The sequence below is a fragment of the Salipiger pallidus genome, from assembly GCF_014643635.1.
Lineage (GTDB): Bacteria > Pseudomonadota > Alphaproteobacteria > Rhodobacterales > Rhodobacteraceae > Salipiger > Salipiger pallidus.
The window spans coordinates 326,081-341,779 of the sequence record NZ_BMJV01000005.1 but is presented as its reverse complement, the minus strand read 5'-3'; the positions used below and the strand labels follow the sequence as shown (position 1 = coordinate 341,779).

14 protein-coding genes are annotated in these 15,699 nt (G+C 66.7%); 6 read left to right on the top strand and 8 right to left on the bottom strand.

The window, feature by feature from the left end:
* Positions 1 to 109 precede the first annotated feature (109 nt).
* From IEX41_RS13715 to IEX41_RS13695, 5 genes are read right to left on the bottom strand one after another with little or no spacing between them, the layout of a single operon-like run.
* Entirely contained in the window at positions 110 to 1,660 is a 1,551-nt protein-coding gene (locus IEX41_RS13715; protein ID WP_188790816.1) for an ABC transporter substrate-binding protein, read from the bottom strand.
* Between the two features lie 4 nt (positions 1,661 to 1,664).
* Positions 1,665 to 2,666: an oligopeptide/dipeptide ABC transporter ATP-binding protein gene (locus tag IEX41_RS13710; RefSeq protein ID WP_188790815.1), complete on the bottom strand. Its 1,002-nt coding sequence runs from the start codon at positions 2,664 to 2,666 to the stop codon at positions 1,665 to 1,667.
* A complete protein-coding gene (locus tag IEX41_RS13705) occupies positions 2,663 to 3,643 on the bottom strand; it encodes an ABC transporter ATP-binding protein (RefSeq protein WP_188790814.1) in 981 nt (326 codons plus the stop codon). Before IEX41_RS13705 ends, IEX41_RS13710 begins: the two co-directional genes overlap by 4 nt.
* On the bottom strand, positions 3,640 to 4,512 hold the full coding sequence (locus tag IEX41_RS13700; protein ID WP_188790813.1) for an ABC transporter permease: 873 nt from the start codon (positions 4,510 to 4,512) through the stop codon (positions 3,640 to 3,642). Before IEX41_RS13700 ends, IEX41_RS13705 begins: the two co-directional genes overlap by 4 nt.
* Before the next feature lie 3 nt (positions 4,513 to 4,515).
* Positions 4,516 to 5,460 carry an ABC transporter permease gene (locus tag IEX41_RS13695; protein WP_188790812.1) on the bottom strand — a complete coding sequence of 315 codons (945 nt, stop codon included), beginning with the start codon at positions 5,458 to 5,460 and terminating at the stop codon, positions 4,516 to 4,518.
* Positions 5,461 to 5,684: 224 nt separating this feature from the next.
* Here IEX41_RS13695 and IEX41_RS13690 point away from each other — a divergent pair, with 224 nt between their 5' ends.
* From IEX41_RS13690 to IEX41_RS13670, 5 genes are all read left to right on the top strand, one after another.
* On the top strand, positions 5,685 to 6,416 hold the full coding sequence (locus tag IEX41_RS13690) for a GntR family transcriptional regulator (protein ID WP_188790811.1): 732 nt from the start codon (positions 5,685 to 5,687) through the stop codon (positions 6,414 to 6,416).
* Positions 6,417 to 6,611: 195 nt separating this feature from the next.
* Entirely contained in the window at positions 6,612 to 7,868 is a 1,257-nt protein-coding gene (locus tag IEX41_RS13685) for an NAD(P)/FAD-dependent oxidoreductase (RefSeq protein WP_188790810.1), read from the top strand.
* Entirely contained in the window at positions 7,865 to 8,620 is a 756-nt protein-coding gene (locus IEX41_RS13680) for an aspartate/glutamate racemase family protein (protein WP_188790809.1), read from the top strand. Before IEX41_RS13685 ends, IEX41_RS13680 begins: the two co-directional genes overlap by 4 nt.
* A gap of 119 nt (positions 8,621 to 8,739) precedes the next feature.
* Positions 8,740 to 9,705, top strand: coding sequence for a TAXI family TRAP transporter solute-binding subunit (locus IEX41_RS13675; RefSeq protein ID WP_188790808.1), 966 nt, complete (start codon positions 8,740 to 8,742; stop codon positions 9,703 to 9,705).
* A gap of 114 nt (positions 9,706 to 9,819) precedes the next feature.
* Positions 9,820 to 11,724: a TRAP transporter permease gene (locus tag IEX41_RS13670; RefSeq protein WP_188790807.1), complete on the top strand. Its 1,905-nt coding sequence runs from the start codon at positions 9,820 to 9,822 to the stop codon at positions 11,722 to 11,724.
* A gap of 119 nt (positions 11,725 to 11,843) precedes the next feature.
* Here the strand turns inward: IEX41_RS13670 and IEX41_RS13665 are convergent, their stop codons facing one another.
* The 3 genes from IEX41_RS13665 to IEX41_RS13655 are packed head-to-tail and all read right to left on the bottom strand — an operon-like array spanning position 11,844 to position 14,736.
* A complete protein-coding gene (locus IEX41_RS13665; protein ID WP_188790806.1) occupies positions 11,844 to 12,584 on the bottom strand; it encodes an SDR family NAD(P)-dependent oxidoreductase in 741 nt (246 codons plus the stop codon).
* Positions 12,585 to 12,600: 16 nt separating this feature from the next.
* The gene (locus tag IEX41_RS13660; protein ID WP_188790805.1) at positions 12,601 to 13,287 is read right to left on the bottom strand and encodes a GntR family transcriptional regulator; all 687 of its coding nucleotides are present in this window, start codon (positions 13,285 to 13,287) and stop codon (positions 12,601 to 12,603) included.
* 51 nt (positions 13,288 to 13,338) lie between these two features.
* Positions 13,339 to 14,736, bottom strand: coding sequence for an MmgE/PrpD family protein (locus IEX41_RS13655; RefSeq protein ID WP_188790804.1), 1,398 nt, complete (start codon positions 14,734 to 14,736; stop codon positions 13,339 to 13,341).
* Positions 14,737 to 14,882: 146 nt separating this feature from the next.
* Between IEX41_RS13655 and IEX41_RS13650 the strand changes: the two genes are divergently transcribed.
* Complete coding sequence (locus tag IEX41_RS13650) at positions 14,883 to 15,698, top strand: aspartate dehydrogenase domain-containing protein (RefSeq protein WP_188790803.1); 816 nt, start codon at positions 14,883 to 14,885, stop codon at positions 15,696 to 15,698.
* Position 15,699: the final 1 nt, after the last annotated feature.

The window sequence follows — 15,699 nt, the reverse complement described above, 5'->3', positions numbered from 1 at the left end:
TCCGGGCGGTGCTTCTGCGATGCGTGCCAGCCACGGTCGTTGAGGGACGGCCCGGACAAGGCGATCACCGGCCCGCCACCGAGGGCGGGCCGGTGTCTGGATTGCGGGATCAGTCCGCGCTGAAATCGCGCAGCAGCGCCCATTGCGCATCCGCACTGTATGCCGCGTTTACCTCGGGCTTCGACACCCAGGCGTTCACACCATGGTAGAGGAACACATAGGCGCCGGTTTCTTCCAAATCGTCCTGAAGCGCCACGTATTCCTGCGCCCGCTCCTCGGGGTCCGCGATGGTGAGGGCGGCGGTGTTGCGCGCGTCCCAGTCCTCGGAACAGGTGCGCTGGAAGTTCCAGTCCCCGATCTGGTTGCAGGTGAACCACTCGGTGACCCAGCTGGGGTCGGGCGCGGTGGTGAAGGGTTCGATGATCAGCTCGATGTTCTGGTGATCCTCGGGATCTTGCGCCTCGGCGATCATGGTGTTGCTGTCCATCTGCCGAATGGTGAGGTCGATGCCCACGTTTGCCAGCTGCACCTGCATCACCTGTGCCACGATCATCAGGTCGGGGTTGGTGCCGAAGGTCAGCGACAGCGACAGGTCCGTCACGCCCGCCTCGGCCAGCAGCTCGCGGGCGCGGTCGGGATCGAAGCCGTAGAGCACCTCGTCACGGGCGCCGGGCAGGGGCGGCGGCACGAGGCCGTTCGCCTGCTCGACCGCGCCGCCGAAGGTGGCGTCGACGATCTGCTTGACATCCACCGCATGCTGGATGGCACGGCGCACGGTAATGTCCGACAGCTTGGGGGTGTCGACGTTCATGCCAAGCCACGCGTAGCCAAGCGCGGGCTTCACCACTAGGTCGGCGTTGCCGCCCTCGTAGGAGGGGATGGAGTTCACGGCGATCTGCGTGCAGTCGATGTCGCCGGCGGCAAAAGCGGTTTCCGCCGAGGTCACGTCGCCGATGGGCAGGATCTCGATCCGGTCGTAATAGGGCGCAGGTCCGCTCCAGCCGGGGTTGCGCACCAGGCGGATCATCTCGCGCGGGAGCCATTCGTCAAGCATGTAGGGGCCCGAGCAGGCGGGCACCTCCGTGGCAAAGCTCTTATCGCCCGAGGCCTCCATTGCGACCTTGCTGAGGATAAGGCCAGACGCGTGCGGCAGGGTCGAGGTGAAGAGCGGCGCGAAGGCTTCTGTCAGGTGGATGATGCCGGTGTAGGTGCCGGTCACCTCCACGTGGTCGAGCATCGCCCAGTCCGACGCGTAGACGGCGTTGACCTCAGGATCGGCAAAGCGCTCGTACGAGAACTTTACGTCCTCGGCGGTCATCTCGCCGTGGTCTCCCGAAAACATGATGCCAGGGCGCAGCTCGAAGGCGATGTGCTGCGGGTCGCTGTCGTCGATGGAGGCGGCTGCGTCAAGCTCGTATGTCCATTCATCGCCGGGTGCGTAGCGCACGAGCCCCGAGAAGATGGCGAACATCACCGTCTCGTCGTACCAGCCGCCGCGGCTTGCGGGATCGAGCCGCTCGATGTCGCGGTCATTGCGGATGCGCAGGGTGCGATTTTCCTGTGCGAAGGCCGCGCCGGAAAGCGAGCTGAGCGCCAGCGCGAGGCTGCCGCCCCCGGCACGTTGCAGGGCCTGTCGGCGTGTCAGTCGGAATTCGGTCATCGTGTCATCCTGTCGGTTGCTTGTTCTTGGGACGCGCAGCGCTTTGCGCGTCGGCGTGATGGCAGCTCACGGAGTGGCCCCCGGCAATCTGCCGAAGCTGCGGTGCCTCGCGGGCGCAGAGCCCAGTCGCAAGGGGGCAGCGGGTGCGGAATTCGCAGCCCGCGGGACGGTTGGCGAGGCTGGGCACCTCGCCCTCGATCAGGCCATCGCTGCCGGTGGCCTGCCGGGCCCGGATCAGCGCCCGGGTGTAGGGGTGGGCTGGGGCGTCGAAGATGGTGCGCGTGGGCGCTTCCTCGACGATCCGGCCCAAGTACATGATGGCGATGCGGTCGGTGACATGGCGCGCCACCGCGAGGTTGTGGGTGATGAACAAAAAGCTCACCCCCAGCCGGTGCTGCAGATCGCCCAGCAGGTTCAGCAGCTCGCCCTGCACCGACAGGTCGAGCCCGGCGGTCGGCTCGTCCGCGATCACCAGCTCCGGCTCCAGCGCGAGTGCGCGGGCCACGGTGACACGGCGTGCCTGCCCGCCCGAAATCTGGTGAGGGTAGCGGTCGGCGAAATCGGGGGCAAGGCCCACGAGGCCCAGCAGCTCGGCGGCTCGCTCGCGGCGATTGCCGTCATGGCCACCCTGGACCGCCAGCGGCTCAGTCACCGACTGCCCCAGCGTCATGCGCGGATCGAGCGACGCGACCGCGTCCTGGAACATCATGGCGCTGCGTTTGCGGATCTGTGCCCATGGCTTCGGGTCTCCGCCAGAAGCGCGAATGCCAGCGATTTCCACCGCGCCGCCCGAGATCGGGGCCAGTCCGATGGCAGCGCGGCCCAGCGTGGTCTTGCCGCTGCCGCTTTCCCCGATCAGACCCAGGGTCTGGCCGGGAGGCACCGAAAGGGACACCTCGGGCAGGATCGTCACCTCGCGTGGACCGCGCCGCAGCAGGCGGCCGACGAGGGTGCCGACGGGGTATTGAACCCTGAGGCTCTGAACATCGAGAACGGGTCGGGTCATGGGGTCACCGGGGTTGGGCTTGCCAGATGGCACGCGGCGCTGCGGCGGGGGCCAAGCTCGTGGCGCTCCGGGGCCTCGGCGTGGCACCGCGCGATGGCGGCAGGGCAGCGTGGCGCAAAGATGCAGCCGTCGGGACGCTTGTGAATGGGCGGCACGGTGCCCTCGATGGTGGGCAGGCGGCGGGTCGGTTCGGTGATGCGGGCCGGATCGCAATCAAGCAAGGCACGTGTATAGGGATGCTGCGGCGCGTCCAGCACCTCGCGCACGGTCCCGGTTTCCACCAGCTCGCCTGCGTAAAGCACGGCGATGCGGTCGCAGAGCCTTTCGACCACGCTCATGTCGTGGGTGATGAACAGCGTGGCACCGTCAAGGGTCGCCTTGGCCTCGGCCATGATGCCGAGGATCTGCGCCTCGGTCGTGGCATCAAGGGCGGTGGTCGGCTCATCGGCGATGAGCAACGTGGGCTCGGCGAGCATCGCGGCGGCAATCGAGATGCGCTGCAGGATGCCGCCCGACATCTGGTGCGGATATTGTGCCATCCGCACCTTTGGGTCCGAAAGGCCCACCCGTTCCAGCATCGTTTCGATGCGTGCCATGCGGTCCTTCTTCGGGCGGTCGTGGGTCCAATGAAGCAACGCGTCCAGCTGCGTGCCGATGCGCATCACCGGGTTCAGGGCGGTGAAGGGATCCTGCGAGATGGTGCCGATGCGGCGTCCGCGCAGGCGCCGAAGCTGCTGGTCGGTGATCTCGGAGAACAGAGCGCGCCCCTCGAAGCGGATGGCTCCCTGCACCGCGGTACCCGCGGGCAGCAGGCCCATCGTTGCGGCGGCGAGGGTGGACTTGCCCGACCCGCTTTCCCCCACGAGACCCAGCGTTTCGCCACGCCGAAGGTCGAAGGACACGCCACGCACCGCGTCTGCGGGTGCCCCGGGGTAGCGGATGCAGACCTTGTCCAGCTGCAGAACCGGCGCGCTCATCTGCGCACCGCCCGGCGCGGGTCAAGCGCATCCCTGAGGCTTTCACCGAGGAAGGTGAAGGCAATCGTGGACAGGACGATGGGCAGGCCGGCCGCGACGGCGATATGCGGCGCCTGCCGGACGTAGGTGTAGCCTTCGGAGAGCATGTTCCCCCAGCTGGATTTGGGTGGCTGGATGCCCTGGCCGAGAAAGCTCAGCCCGGACTCGATGCCGATGACCGCGGGGATGTCCATGGCAATGAGCACGAGGATCGGCCCGATGAGGTTCGGCAGCATGTGAGTGGCGGCGACGCGCAGACGCGAGGCCCCCATGGATTGTGCGGCGATCACGAAATCGGCGCTGCGCAGCACCAGCACCTGGTTTCGCACCACGCGGAAATAGCCCGGCGCCATCGAGATCGCGATGATCACGATAAGCGCCGCGATGGACGCGCCGTAGATCGTCACCAGCGCCAGCGCGAACAGCACCAGCGGCAGGGACTTGATGGAATCGTTGATCAGCACGAGCACGCTGTCCACGACTTTGCCGCCAAGACCGGCGATCATGCCCATGGCCATGCCGACGCCAAGCGCCGCCGCCGTGCCCACCAGCGCGATGTAAAGCGCGGTGCGGGTGCCGAAGATGATGCGTGACAGCAGGTCCCGGCCCAGCTGGTCCGTGCCCAGCCAGTGCGCGGCGCTAGGCCCCTGCATGCGGTTGATCGGGTTGATTGCGTTGGGATCGTAGGGTGCGACCAGAGGTGCGGCGATGGCCGCGATGACGAAGGCCGCGACCGCAAGGCTGGCCAGCCCACCGGTGGGGCTCGACAGCAGACGGCGCAGGGTGGCGAAGCGGGGCGCGCGGGTGGCGATGGCGGTCCGGTTGCTCATGGCTCAGCCCTTTTCTGCCAGACGCGGATCCAGCCACGCGATCAGCGTATCCGCAATGAAGTTCGCCGCCACATAGAGCGCCGTGGTCACCACCACCGCGCCGAGCAGCACCGGGAAGTTGCGGCTGATCACCGCGTCATAGGCGAGCGAGCCAAGGCCCGGGCGCGAGAACACCACTTCGACCAGCACCGCCCCGGACAGCAGGTTGCCGATCCCCACGCCAAGGACCGAGATGACTGGGACGACAGCGATGGGCAGCACGTAGCGCAGCGCGATACGCAGGTCCGGCACGCCGAAGGCCCGGTAAGTGCGCACATGCGGCTGCGCCAGGGTTTCCAGCATCGACACCCGTACCAGCCGTGCGATGTAGCCCACCCATGCGACGCCGATGGCGAAGGCAGGCAGTACGAGGTGATGCAGCTGGTCCGCAAGATCGCCCGGATCGCCCGCACCGATGGCCGGGAACCAGCCAAGCGTGACCGAGAACAGGATCAGCGCGTAGATCGCCATCAGGAAGGCGGGCAGGGCCACCACGCTGGTCGAGATCAGGCCAATGACCCAGTCGATGAAGGTGCCCGGGCGCAAGGCGGCCCAGATCCCGAGCGGCACTCCCAGCAGCGCGGCCCAGACAACGCCGGCGACCGCAAGCGTCACCGTGCGGGGCAGGGCGGAGAACACGAGGTCGGCAACCGGGCGCTGGCTGAGGATGTCGGTACCGAAATCGCCTTGTAGCAGGTTCCACAGGAAGCTGGCCGCCTGTACCGCGAGTGGCTGGTCGAGGCCCATCTGTTCGCGAAAGAACGCTTTTTGTGCCTCGCTTGCCCGTGGTCCGAGCGCGATCGTCGCAGGATCGCCGGGCACCGCGTAGATGAGAACGAACAGCAGCAGCATCGCCACCACCAGCACGAGCAGGCCAAGCACAAGGCGCCGGACAAGATACGACATCATGGCGCCCGCCTTGCGCGGCCCGGCATTAGGCTGGGGCGCGACGTCTTCATTGCAATATCTTCCATAACTATACGCTGTAGTATATTACAGTAGATACTGCAAGGGGGCGGCGGCGAACACAAGGGGTGGCCGCGATCCAACCCTCTGGCTTAGAACAGGTTATCGCCTTTGAATCAGATCAGGCCGCGACGTGGCTGCTAGTCTGCGAAGGAAGGGAGGGGAGCATGCTGGAACAGGAATTTCTCTGGCGGGACAGAATCGGCGGGCAGGCTCCGGTCTATCGCACGCTGGCGGATCGGGCCTATGACCAGATCCGCACCCGCATCACCACTGGCAGCTTTGCTGTGACGGACGCCTTCACCGAGGCCGATCTTTCCTCCGAGTTGAATATGAGCAAGACCCCCGTGCGCGAGGCACTGGTCCGCCTGCAGGCGGAAAGCTTCGTCAAGGCGATCCCGCGCCGGGGGTACACCATTGCGCCGATTCCCATCGCCGAGGTCCGTGATCTGTTCGCCTTTCGCGCGCTGATCGAAGGTGAAGCCGCCGCCCTTGCCGCTACCGGCGGGGCCGGCCGCTGGCTTGAAGAGCTTGAGGAACTGGTGCGTGTGGACAGCTCCAGTGAAGGCGCGGGGCCGGACCAGATTTCCGAGATGATTCTCATCAACGATGCCTTCCACGAGGCCATTGCGCTTGCCGCAGGTAACAAGCGGCTGCACCGCTCGGTCGTGCAGGTGATCCGTGATTTCGAGCGATTCTATTTTCTCGAGGCAAGCCTGCCGGAATTCTATGACCCGGAGTTCGTGGATCATCGGGAGGTGCTTGATGCCATCATCAGCGGCTCGGCCGAGCGCGCGCGCCAGACAATGCTGCGCCACCTCGAGAGCTCGCGGCGCGTGCTGCAACAGTCGCTCTCGAGCGGGCTGGGGCCGTCGTCCATCCTGCCGCCATGGGGTTGAGGCGTTTCATCAGGTGTGGCCCGGCGCACTGAAAACATCTGCCGCTCAATTAATCACTTACCCCACTTGCCCGCGCTTGACGGGCCTCGGTGGTTGCCCGGGGTCACAGAAATGTATACAACAAAGCGTACAGAGGGTTTATCACGCGAAGGGGCGCTCTCCAATAGCGGTAGCACGGGGTGCGCCAAGGGGCATATGAAGGCAGACGTGGCGGTCATCGGGGCCGGTCTCATTGGCGCGCACAGCGCTTACCAGCTGGTCGAGAAGGGCCTCAGCGTCGTGCTGATCGATCCCGGCCCGCCGGGCGGCGAGCAGGCTTCGAGCTTTGGCAACGCCTCCTGGCTGTCGTCGCATTCCGTGCTGCCCCCGGCCTATCCCGGTGTCTGGAAACAGGTCCCCTCGTGGCTGACCGACCCGCTCGGGCCGCTCAGTGTCAGCCCCACCTACCTGCCCAAGGCGCTGCCGTGGCTGCTGCGCTACCTCGCGTCCGCCTCCACTGTGGGCAAGCTCGAGGTGCTGGCCGGTCACCTGCGCAGCCTTCTCGCCGGTGCGCCGGCACTGCATGCGGAGATTGCCGCGAACACCGGGCTGTCGCATCTCATCGACGCGGAAAGCGGGCTTATGCATGCCTACCGCGACCGCGCCGCTTTCGAGGCGGACGCCATGGCATGGCGCATCCGGCGCGATCAGGGCATCCATTACGACACGCTCGAGGGCGAGGAATTCCGCGCCCGCCAGCCGCATGTCACCAGCGATTATACCTTCGGCGTCTACGTCCCCGAGGCAGGCCACTGCAAGAACCCCGGCGCCTACAACGCGGGCATCGTCGCCAACGTGGAAAGCCGCGGCGCACGGCGCATGGCGGCCAAGGCGCTGAACCTCACCCAGAGCGGCGGCAAGGTCACCGGGGTCGAGACCACGCAGGGCCATGTGAGCTGCGACGCGGTGGTCATCGCCGCCGGTGCGCGCGCCAAGGCCTTTGCGGCACAGGCGGGGGACAAGGTGTCGCTGGAAACCGAGCGGGGCTATCATGTCACCGTCGAGGGATCGCACAACATGCCGGGACCGGCGACACCGATCATGGTGGGCGACCGCAAGGTGGTCATCACCCGGCTGGCCCACGGCGTGCGCTGCGCGGGCCAAGTCGAGATCGCCTCGGTCGATGCCCCCGCTGACTGGCGCCGTGCCGAGATCGTGCGCAAGCACATCGCCGCGATGTTCCCCGAGCTGGACACGTCCGAGGCGCGGGTCTGGATGGGCTGCCGCCCCTCGACCCCCGATGGCCTGCCGGTGATCGGCAACGCCAGCCTTTCGGGCGTGGTCCATGCCTATGGTCATGGCCATATCGGCCTCGTGGGCAGTGCGCGCACCGGGCAGCTGGTGGCGCAGCTGGTCACCGGGCAGGCTCCGATGATCGACCTCGCGCCCTTCAGCGCGGCGCGCTTCTCATGAGCTTCGACCCGGTCCGCCCCTTCGGTGCCCCGGGCACCCATGTCGCCAAGGGCGGCAAGGCGGTCTATGGCGCGGCCTTGGGCATCCTCATGCTCGAGGCGCGGTTTGCCCGGGTTTACGGCGAGATGGGCAATGCCCGCACTTGGCCGTTCCCGGTGATGTACCGCGTGGTACGCGGCGCCAGCCCCGACCGCGTGGTCTGCGACGGCGCTCAGGGGCTGCTGGCCCCGTTCATCGAGGCGGCGCGGGATCTTGTCGACCTCGGGGTGGACGGCATCACCACCAACTGCGGTTTCCTGTCGATCTACCAGCGCGAGCTGTCGCAGGCGCTGGACGTGCCTGTCGCGACCTCGTCGATGATGCAGGTGCCCTGGGTGCAGGCCACGTTGCCCTCGGGCAAGCGGGTGGGGATCGTCACCATCAACGCCGCCGGGATCACTCCCGCGCATCTGGAGGGCATCGGCGTTCCGCTGGATACGCCAATCACCGGCACCGAGGATGGCCCGGAGTTCTTCCCGGTCATCATCAAGGCCGCGCGGCAGGATCTCGATATGGCGCAGGCCTGCGCCGACGTGGTGGAGGCAGCGCAGCGGCTTGTGGCGCAGAACCCCGACGTGGGCGCCATCGTCCTCGAATGCACCAACATGTCCCCCTACAGCGCCGCTGTCAGGGCCGCGACCGGCTTGCCGGTATATGACATATATTCCATGGTCACTTGGTTTCATGCCGGGCTGCAACCGCGCAGCTTCTGACCCATCGTGCCGCCCCCGGCCTTGCGCGGGGGGCGGCGCGCAACAGTGCACGGGCCCGCGTTCTCCCCGACGGGCCCGGCGATAATATAACGAAAACATCATCTTCAGAGAGGAACATCATGTTCAAGACCGCATTCTTCGGCATCGCTGCCACCGCCGTCATGGCGACCGGCGCACAGGCCCAGACCCTTGAATGGACCGCCGGCCAGGTTGGCGGCGGCTGGTTCGGCCAGGCGTCCGGTATGGCCGCGCTGGTCCACGAGGCCGACCCCGAGATCAACATCCGGGTCGTGCCCGGCGGCGGCACCGCCAACCCCACCAAGATCCAGCAGGGCACCAGCCAGATCGGCACCGGCCTCGATATCTTCCTCAAGGCGGCCTATGAGGGCACCGGCATCTACGAGGGCGCGCCCCACGACAAGCTGCGCCTGATCGGGATGTCGTTCTCGGACATCTACCTGCATCTCTATGCCGGTGCCGACGCCGAGATCCAGGACATGGATACCCTGTTCAAGGAAGGCGAGGACATCTCCATCGCGGTGACCAAGGTGGGCTCGTCCGACGAGCAGACCTTCCGCTACCTGATGGACTACTACGACACCTCCTACGAGGATCTGAACGACCGCGGCTGGAAGGTGAACTTCGTGGAGTATTCCTCGGCCTCCAGCCAGTTCGGCGACGGCGTGGTGGATTACGTCTTCAACGCCCTTGGCCTGCCGGGCGCGGCCATCGTCGAAGCCACTCAGGCGCGCGACGCCAACTTCATCGAGTTCCCCGAAGAGGTGCTTGCCTCCATGGGCGACACCTACGGCTATTCCTCCAAGCCGCTGCCCGCCGGCACCTACACCGGTCAGGACGAAGAGGTCCCGACCCTCGTCATGGCAACCGCGCTCGCCGCCAGCTCGGACCTTTCGGATGACGTCGCCTACGAGATGATCAAGACCTTCTGTGAAAAGCCCGACCAGATGGTCGCCATCCACGCGTCCATCGCCGTCTTCGAGTGCGAGACCGCCGGCGGCAGCCTGCCGGTTCCGCTGCATCCCGGCGTCGAGAAGTACCTCGCCGAGCAGGGCTACACCAACTGATGACCCTCGACGGATGCCACATGGCGGCAGACGCTGCCGCCATGTGGCATCGACACAAGGGCGGGCCGTTCCGTGCGGCCCGCCTTCATCCATCCGAGCAGCAGGAACCAATAGATGCGCAACCTTAGCGGCAACTGGGTGATGATCGTGGCGCTATGGGCGGCCATAGGCACGGTCTTTCAGCTTTACACGGCCTGGATCGGCTTTCTTTCCCCGCGCGAGCAGCGCTCGCTGCACCTGATGATCTTCCTGCCGCTGGCCTTCCTGCTGTACCCGGCGCGCAAGGGGAACACGGAGAAGGGGCCGAACACGCTTGACCTCGTGATGGTCGCGATCGGGCTCGTGGCCTGTTTCAACAGCTACTGGAACGCGTTTTCCTTCAACATGCGGCTCGAGGGGGTGACCCCGGTCGAGCTCAAGGAACAGATCCTCGGCGGCCTGATGATCGTCGTGGTGATCGAGGCGGTGCGCCGCGCGGTGACACCAATCCTTGCGATCATGATCCTGCTGGCTCTGGGGTACCTCGTGACCTCGGAATACTGGCCGGGGATGATGAACTATCGCAACATCCCGTACCGCGAGATCATCGACATCATGTACCTCGGCAACGACCAGGGCATGTTCGGCACGCTCACCGGCATTTCCACCACCATGGTGGCGATCTTCATCGCCTTCGGCTCGGCGGTCGAACAGCTGGGCCTCGGGCGGCTGTTCAACAATTTCGGCTCCCGCGTTGCAGGGCGGCAGGTGGGCGGACCCGGCAAGGTGGCGGTGCTGACCTCGGCGATGTTCGGCTCGATCTCCGGCTCGGCCACGGCGAACGTCTTTTCCACCGGCAGCTTCACCATCCCGATGATGAAGCGCGTGGGCTACCGTCCGAACTTTGCCGGAGGGGTGGAGACTGCCGCATCCGTGGGCGGGCAGCTGATGCCGCCCATTATGGGGGCGGGTGCCTTCGTGATGGCCGAATTCACCAACATCGCCTATATCGAGATCATCAAGGCCGCGGCCCTCGGTGCGATCTGCTACTTCTTCATGTTGCTGATCACCGTGCACCTGACCGCCCGGCGTCAGGGTCTGCGCGGCCTGCCCGAAGATCAGATCCCCACATGGCGCGCCGTTGCCCGCGACATCCACCTTGTCGTGCCGATCATCGTGCTCGTGGTGATGCTGATCCTGCGCTATTCGCCGCACATGTCGGCGCTGTTCTCGATCTTCGCGACCGTGGCGGTGGCTTGCCTGCGCAAGCACACCTTCCCGACCCCGGCGATCCTGTGGGCGATGCTGGTCAATGCGGGCACCAACACGGTGATCGTGGCACTGGCCTGCCTTGGCGCGGGGATGATCGTCGCGGCGCTGACCGTGACCGGCCTCGTGATCTCCATGGGCGGGCTCATCACCTCGATGGCGCATGGCTCACTGGTGTTGGCGGGGATCCTTATCATGTTCACCACGCTGCTCATGGGGATGGGACTGCCGACGACGGCGGCCTATGTCATCACCGCCTCGATCTCGGCGCCGACGCTGATCGCCGAATTCGGGGTGGCGCCTCTGGCTGCGCATCTCTTCGTGTTCTACTTCGCCATCCTCGCGGATGCGACGCCGCCGGTGTCCATCGCCTCCTACGCGGCGGCGTCGATCTCGGGCGGATCACCGCTGACCACCGGGGTGCACGCCATCCGCATGGCGCTGGCGGGCTTCATCGTGGCGTTCTCGTTCCTGTTCTCACCGGGGCTTCTGGCCATGAGCGGGGTTGGTGATGCCGTGATGCAGCTGCTGTTGGTCGTCGGCTCACTCACCGCCATCGCGGCGGGGTTCACAGGGTTCCTGCGGGCACGGCTGGTGATGCCGCTTCGGGTGCTGGCGATCCTTGGCGGCCTCGGCACGGCACTGTCGCATGACCTGAGCGATCTCACCCGCCTTGGCGGCGTGGTGGTCCTGCTGCTGGTGCTGGTGTTGTTGCCCAAGGTCTGGGTCTGCCACGAGCCCGCGCCGCAGGCGGAGCCGGAAAACGCCTGACGGGTTTCATGCCATGAACGAGAGAGGGGCGCGGCCGTCGGCTGCGCCCCATTTTTCGTGGATAGACGTCTTGGCGGCTTAGGTCTTCGGGGTGGCGGGGCCGCGCGCCGAGGGGCGGCTCAGAGCGTCAGGCCGCCGTTCACGTGCAGCGACTGGCCGGTGACATAGCCCGCGTCCTGCGACAGCAGGAAGGCGGCGGTGGCGGCCACTTCGCCTGCGCTGCCGGTACGGCCCATGGGGATGGTCGCCGCAACCTGCGCCCATTGCTCGGGCGTTAGCGACGAATGGGTGCCTTCGTCCTTGGCGATATAGCCCGGCACCACGGCGTTCACCGAAATGCCGCGCGGGGCGAGGTTGGCGGCAAAGACCCGCACCTGTGCCTCGAGCGCCGCCTTGGCCGGCGCAGTCGCGGCGTAGGAGCGGGCGGTGGGACGGTGCGCCCCGAAGGCGCTCACACACAGGATGCGGCCACGCCCGTCCGCCAGTTTCGGCGCGGTGATGCGGCAAAGGCGCTGGAAGGCCAGCGGCATGGCCTGAAGTGCCTCGGTCAGGTCGGCCTCGGTCACGTCGCCCAGCGTGCCGCGCTTGGCATAGCCCGCCGCGAAGGCAAGGCCGGTGAGCCGGCCCTCGGGCAGGTCCTCCACCCAGCCCGCCACGGTCTCGAACAGTGCTTCGTCCGAGGTTAGGCCAAGGCAGCTGTCGGTTTCCGCCCCGTCACTGCGGCAATCGCGGGCGACCTGTTCAAGCCGCGCGGCATTGCTGCCGGTGTGCAGCAGCAGGCGGCATCCGGGCCCTGCGAGGCGCTGTGCGAGGGCCGCCCCGATGCCGGAGCCCGCTCCGATCAGGATGTAGTGGTCCATGGGGTGTTCCGATGTGTCAGCCGTTCGAGAGGGTGTAGACATGCCCGTAGGCCGCCTTGATCGCTGCGAGGATGTCGTCGTTGCGATGCAGGATGTGTTCGCGCATGGCGGCGATGGCCGCGTCCGCGTCGCGGGCGCACAGGTGCTGCAGAATGTCGTGATGCTGCGATTGCGTGCGCTCGCGCCGCCCCTCCATCGCGATCCAGCGTATCAGGTGCATGCGGTCGTTGAGGTTCGACAGGGTCTGCTGCAGCACCTTGTTGCGGGCCATCGCGGCGATGCGCCCGTGAAAGCCGATATCGAGCTCGATCAGCCGGTCCACCGAGGCATCGGGGGATTCCGCCATGCTTTCCTTGAGGAATTCCGACAGCTCGGCCAGTTCTTCGTCGGTGCCGCGCTCGCAGGCAAGGCGCACCGTGGCGCATTCGATCTCGAGCCGCGCCTCGAACAAATCGAAAACCCGTTTCTGGTCCAGGTCCGGCACCGAAAAGCCGCGCCCCCGGTCGACCAGAAGCCCCTCGGCCACCAGCCGGTTGAGCGCTTCGCGCAGGGGGGTGCGGCTGATCTCGAGAGTGGCCGCAAGGGCCACTTCGTTGATCTTCTGGTTGGGCAGGAATTTCGAGCGCAGCAGCTGCTCGCGCAGGGCAGCATAGGCGCGCTGGGAGGTCGACCCGTCCTTGCCGTCCTTCTTGGTGCTGGGCATCGGGGGCTCCTTGCGCCGGATCATGTATGCGAAATTGTATTCAGGGCTGTGTCAGGCGTCAACCGGCGGTACCGGACGCGCGGCCAGCAGGTCGGCCAACGTGCTGACATCTCGGGCATATAGGAGCCCGGCTGCGGCCTCTGACAGGGCATCCCGCTGAGACGCATCGCAGACAGTACCGGTGACCTCGGCGAACTTGGCAGCAAGGTCCGCGTCGCTCAAAGGCTCTTCGGGGTATCCTCGGGCGACCTTGCCGATGGCCGACAGGCTGCGCCCGTCCATCAAATCAAGGATCACCTCGCCCATGTAGAAGTCGGGGAAGGCCGTGTCGAACTCTCCGGTGTCGCGGATCACCCGGGCCGAGGCGGCAAGCCGGGCGACCTGCGCGTCGGTCTCGCGCCGGTCGATGAAGAGATCGAGGAAAGACAGCCGACCCATCGCCGCCCGCACCGGGAGGATGTATTGCGCGCAATGGCCCTTGAGCGGGTTGTCATCGACGCAATGCGCCCCCGCTTCGGCAAAGCGCAGCGAGATGCGGTCGATCATCTCCGGCGTCAGCCCGTGGGCCTCCATCAGCCCCACCAGCGCATCCAGCGCCGGGTGCAGGAAGGACACGGACGACCAAGGCTTGATCGCCAGCTCCATCACCCCATCCCATTGAGTTCCGAGGCCCTTCACCAGCTGCGCCGGTTCGGCCACGCCACTGTAGGCATCGAGCACCACATGCCCGCCATCAAAGATCCGGTCCGGCCCACCAAAGCCCTGCTTCGCCAGCAGCGCCGCCATCACGCCATTGCGGGCCGCAAGGCCCATCTGGAAAGGCCGGGCATCCTCGCGCGGGTCGTCCTGCCATGCCAGCAGCCCAGAGGTCTGAAGCCCCGCAAGCCCGAGGCAGCGCACGCATTCTTCTTCGGCGAGGCCCAGCAGGAAGGCCGAGGCCGCGGCGGCCCCGAAGCTGCCCGCAATGGCCGAGGGGTGGAACCCCCGGTCGTAAAGCGCGCGCGGGTTCATCGCCATCGACACGCGGTAGGTCACCTCGCACCCCAGCGCCACGGCGGCCAGCAGGTCCGCGCCGGGTCGGCCCTGGTCCTCGCAAAGCGCCAGCGCGGTCGGGATCATCACCGCGATCGGGTGCAGGATCGCCTCGGGGTGGTGCGGCTCGTAGTCGGCGGCATAGCCCAGCGTGCCGTTGGCCAGCGCCGCGTTCACCACGTCCACCTTGCGATCCCGCCCGATCAGCGTGGCCTTGCCCACGCTGGCGTGGGCTTCGACGAAATCGCAGATGCCCTGCGCGGCGGTCACGGCAGGGTGGGTGGCGGCATAGAGCACGCCGATGCCGTCGGTCACCAGCTTTGCCGTGTAGTCCATGACCTCGGGTGGCAGGCTCTGCGCCGTGCAACCGGCGATGAAACGGGCAAGCTCGCGGGTGAGGGGGGCGCGATCGGTCATGGGCTGTCTCTGGCATTGATTGATGAATGACATGCTGTATACATTCTGGAATACACAGTTGGGACTGCACTGGGCAATCGAATATGCGGGGCTTGTGGCCGGGAGGGGCCGTGGCAGCCGCGACCGCACAAGGGGAAGGCGCTTTCATGGCAGATCCGGTACGCATCGTTCTTGGGGGCTTCGGCAACGTGGGGCGGCAGATCGCTCGGCGGGTCGCGAAGCCCGGCAGCGGCATCAAGATCGTCGCCATCGCTGCACGAGACAAGGATCGCGCGCGTGCCTCGGCGCTCGATCTGGGGCTCGAGGTGCCGGTGATCGACGCTGCCGAGGCGCCGGCGTTCGACGCGATCCTCGTGGAATGCGCCACCTATGACGGTTTCCGCGCCGTGGTGGAGCCAACGTTGCGGGCAGGCGGCCATGTAATCGCGGTGAGCGTGGGCGCGCTGGCGGAGAACATGGACCTCATCGCGCTAACCGAGAGCACCGGCGCCACCCTGCAGATCGCCGGAGGCACCCTGCCGGGCCTCGACATCATCCGCGCCGCCGCCGAAGACGAGATCCGTTCGGTCACGCTGACCTCGCACATCAACCCCGCGTCCTTCGCGCACGAGCCTTACATCCACGAGAATGGCATCGACCTTGCGGCGGCCAAGGACGGCCCGGTGCCGGTGTTCGAGGGCAGCGCCCGCGAGGCGGCGGGGCATTTCCCGCGCCATTTCAACGTGGCGGTGACGTTGGGGCTGGTTGGCATCGGGCTTGATGCCACGCGGGTGTGCATCAGGGCCGATGGCACGCTGCCCGGCGCGCGCCACAGTCTCGAGGTGGATGCGGCGGCGGTGGGGGTGACCATGGTGTCGCAGAATTACCCATCGCCGGACAACAACCGCACTTCGATGATCGTCGCGCTGAGCATCCTTGCCGCTCTGCGCGGGCAGGCCCCCGGCCTGCGCATCGGAAGCTGAG

What these genes read in the sequence shown, in the direction of transcription:
- IEX41_RS13690 (WP_188790811.1), top strand. Translation starts at nt 5,685, where the DNA reads ATGCTGGAACAGGAATTTCTCTGGCGGGACAGAATCGGCGGGCAGGCT.
- IEX41_RS13665 (WP_188790806.1), bottom strand. Translation starts at nt 12,584, where the DNA reads ATGGACCACTACATCCTGATCGGAGCGGGCTCCGGCATCGGGGCGGCC.
- IEX41_RS13650 (WP_188790803.1), top strand. Translation starts at nt 14,883, where the DNA reads ATGGCAGATCCGGTACGCATCGTTCTTGGGGGCTTCGGCAACGTGGGG.
- IEX41_RS13680 (WP_188790809.1), top strand. Translation starts at nt 7,865, where the DNA reads ATGAGCTTCGACCCGGTCCGCCCCTTCGGTGCCCCGGGCACCCATGTC.
- IEX41_RS13685 (WP_188790810.1), top strand. Translation starts at nt 6,612, where the DNA reads ATGAAGGCAGACGTGGCGGTCATCGGGGCCGGTCTCATTGGCGCGCAC.
- IEX41_RS13660 (WP_188790805.1), bottom strand. Translation starts at nt 13,287, where the DNA reads ATGCCCAGCACCAAGAAGGACGGCAAGGACGGGTCGACCTCCCAGCGC.
- IEX41_RS13655 (WP_188790804.1), bottom strand. Translation starts at nt 14,736, where the DNA reads ATGACCGATCGCGCCCCCCTCACCCGCGAGCTTGCCCGTTTCATCGCC.
- IEX41_RS13710 (WP_188790815.1), bottom strand. Translation starts at nt 2,666, where the DNA reads ATGACCCGACCCGTTCTCGATGTTCAGAGCCTCAGGGTTCAATACCCC.
- IEX41_RS13675 (WP_188790808.1), top strand. Translation starts at nt 8,740, where the DNA reads ATGTTCAAGACCGCATTCTTCGGCATCGCTGCCACCGCCGTCATGGCG.
- IEX41_RS13670 (WP_188790807.1), top strand. Translation starts at nt 9,820, where the DNA reads ATGCGCAACCTTAGCGGCAACTGGGTGATGATCGTGGCGCTATGGGCG.
- IEX41_RS13715 (WP_188790816.1), bottom strand. Translation starts at nt 1,660, where the DNA reads ATGACCGAATTCCGACTGACACGCCGACAGGCCCTGCAACGTGCCGGG.
- IEX41_RS13695 (WP_188790812.1), bottom strand. Translation starts at nt 5,460, where the DNA reads ATGATGTCGTATCTTGTCCGGCGCCTTGTGCTTGGCCTGCTCGTGCTG.
- IEX41_RS13700 (WP_188790813.1), bottom strand. Translation starts at nt 4,512, where the DNA reads ATGAGCAACCGGACCGCCATCGCCACCCGCGCGCCCCGCTTCGCCACC.
- IEX41_RS13705 (WP_188790814.1), bottom strand. Translation starts at nt 3,643, where the DNA reads ATGAGCGCGCCGGTTCTGCAGCTGGACAAGGTCTGCATCCGCTACCCC.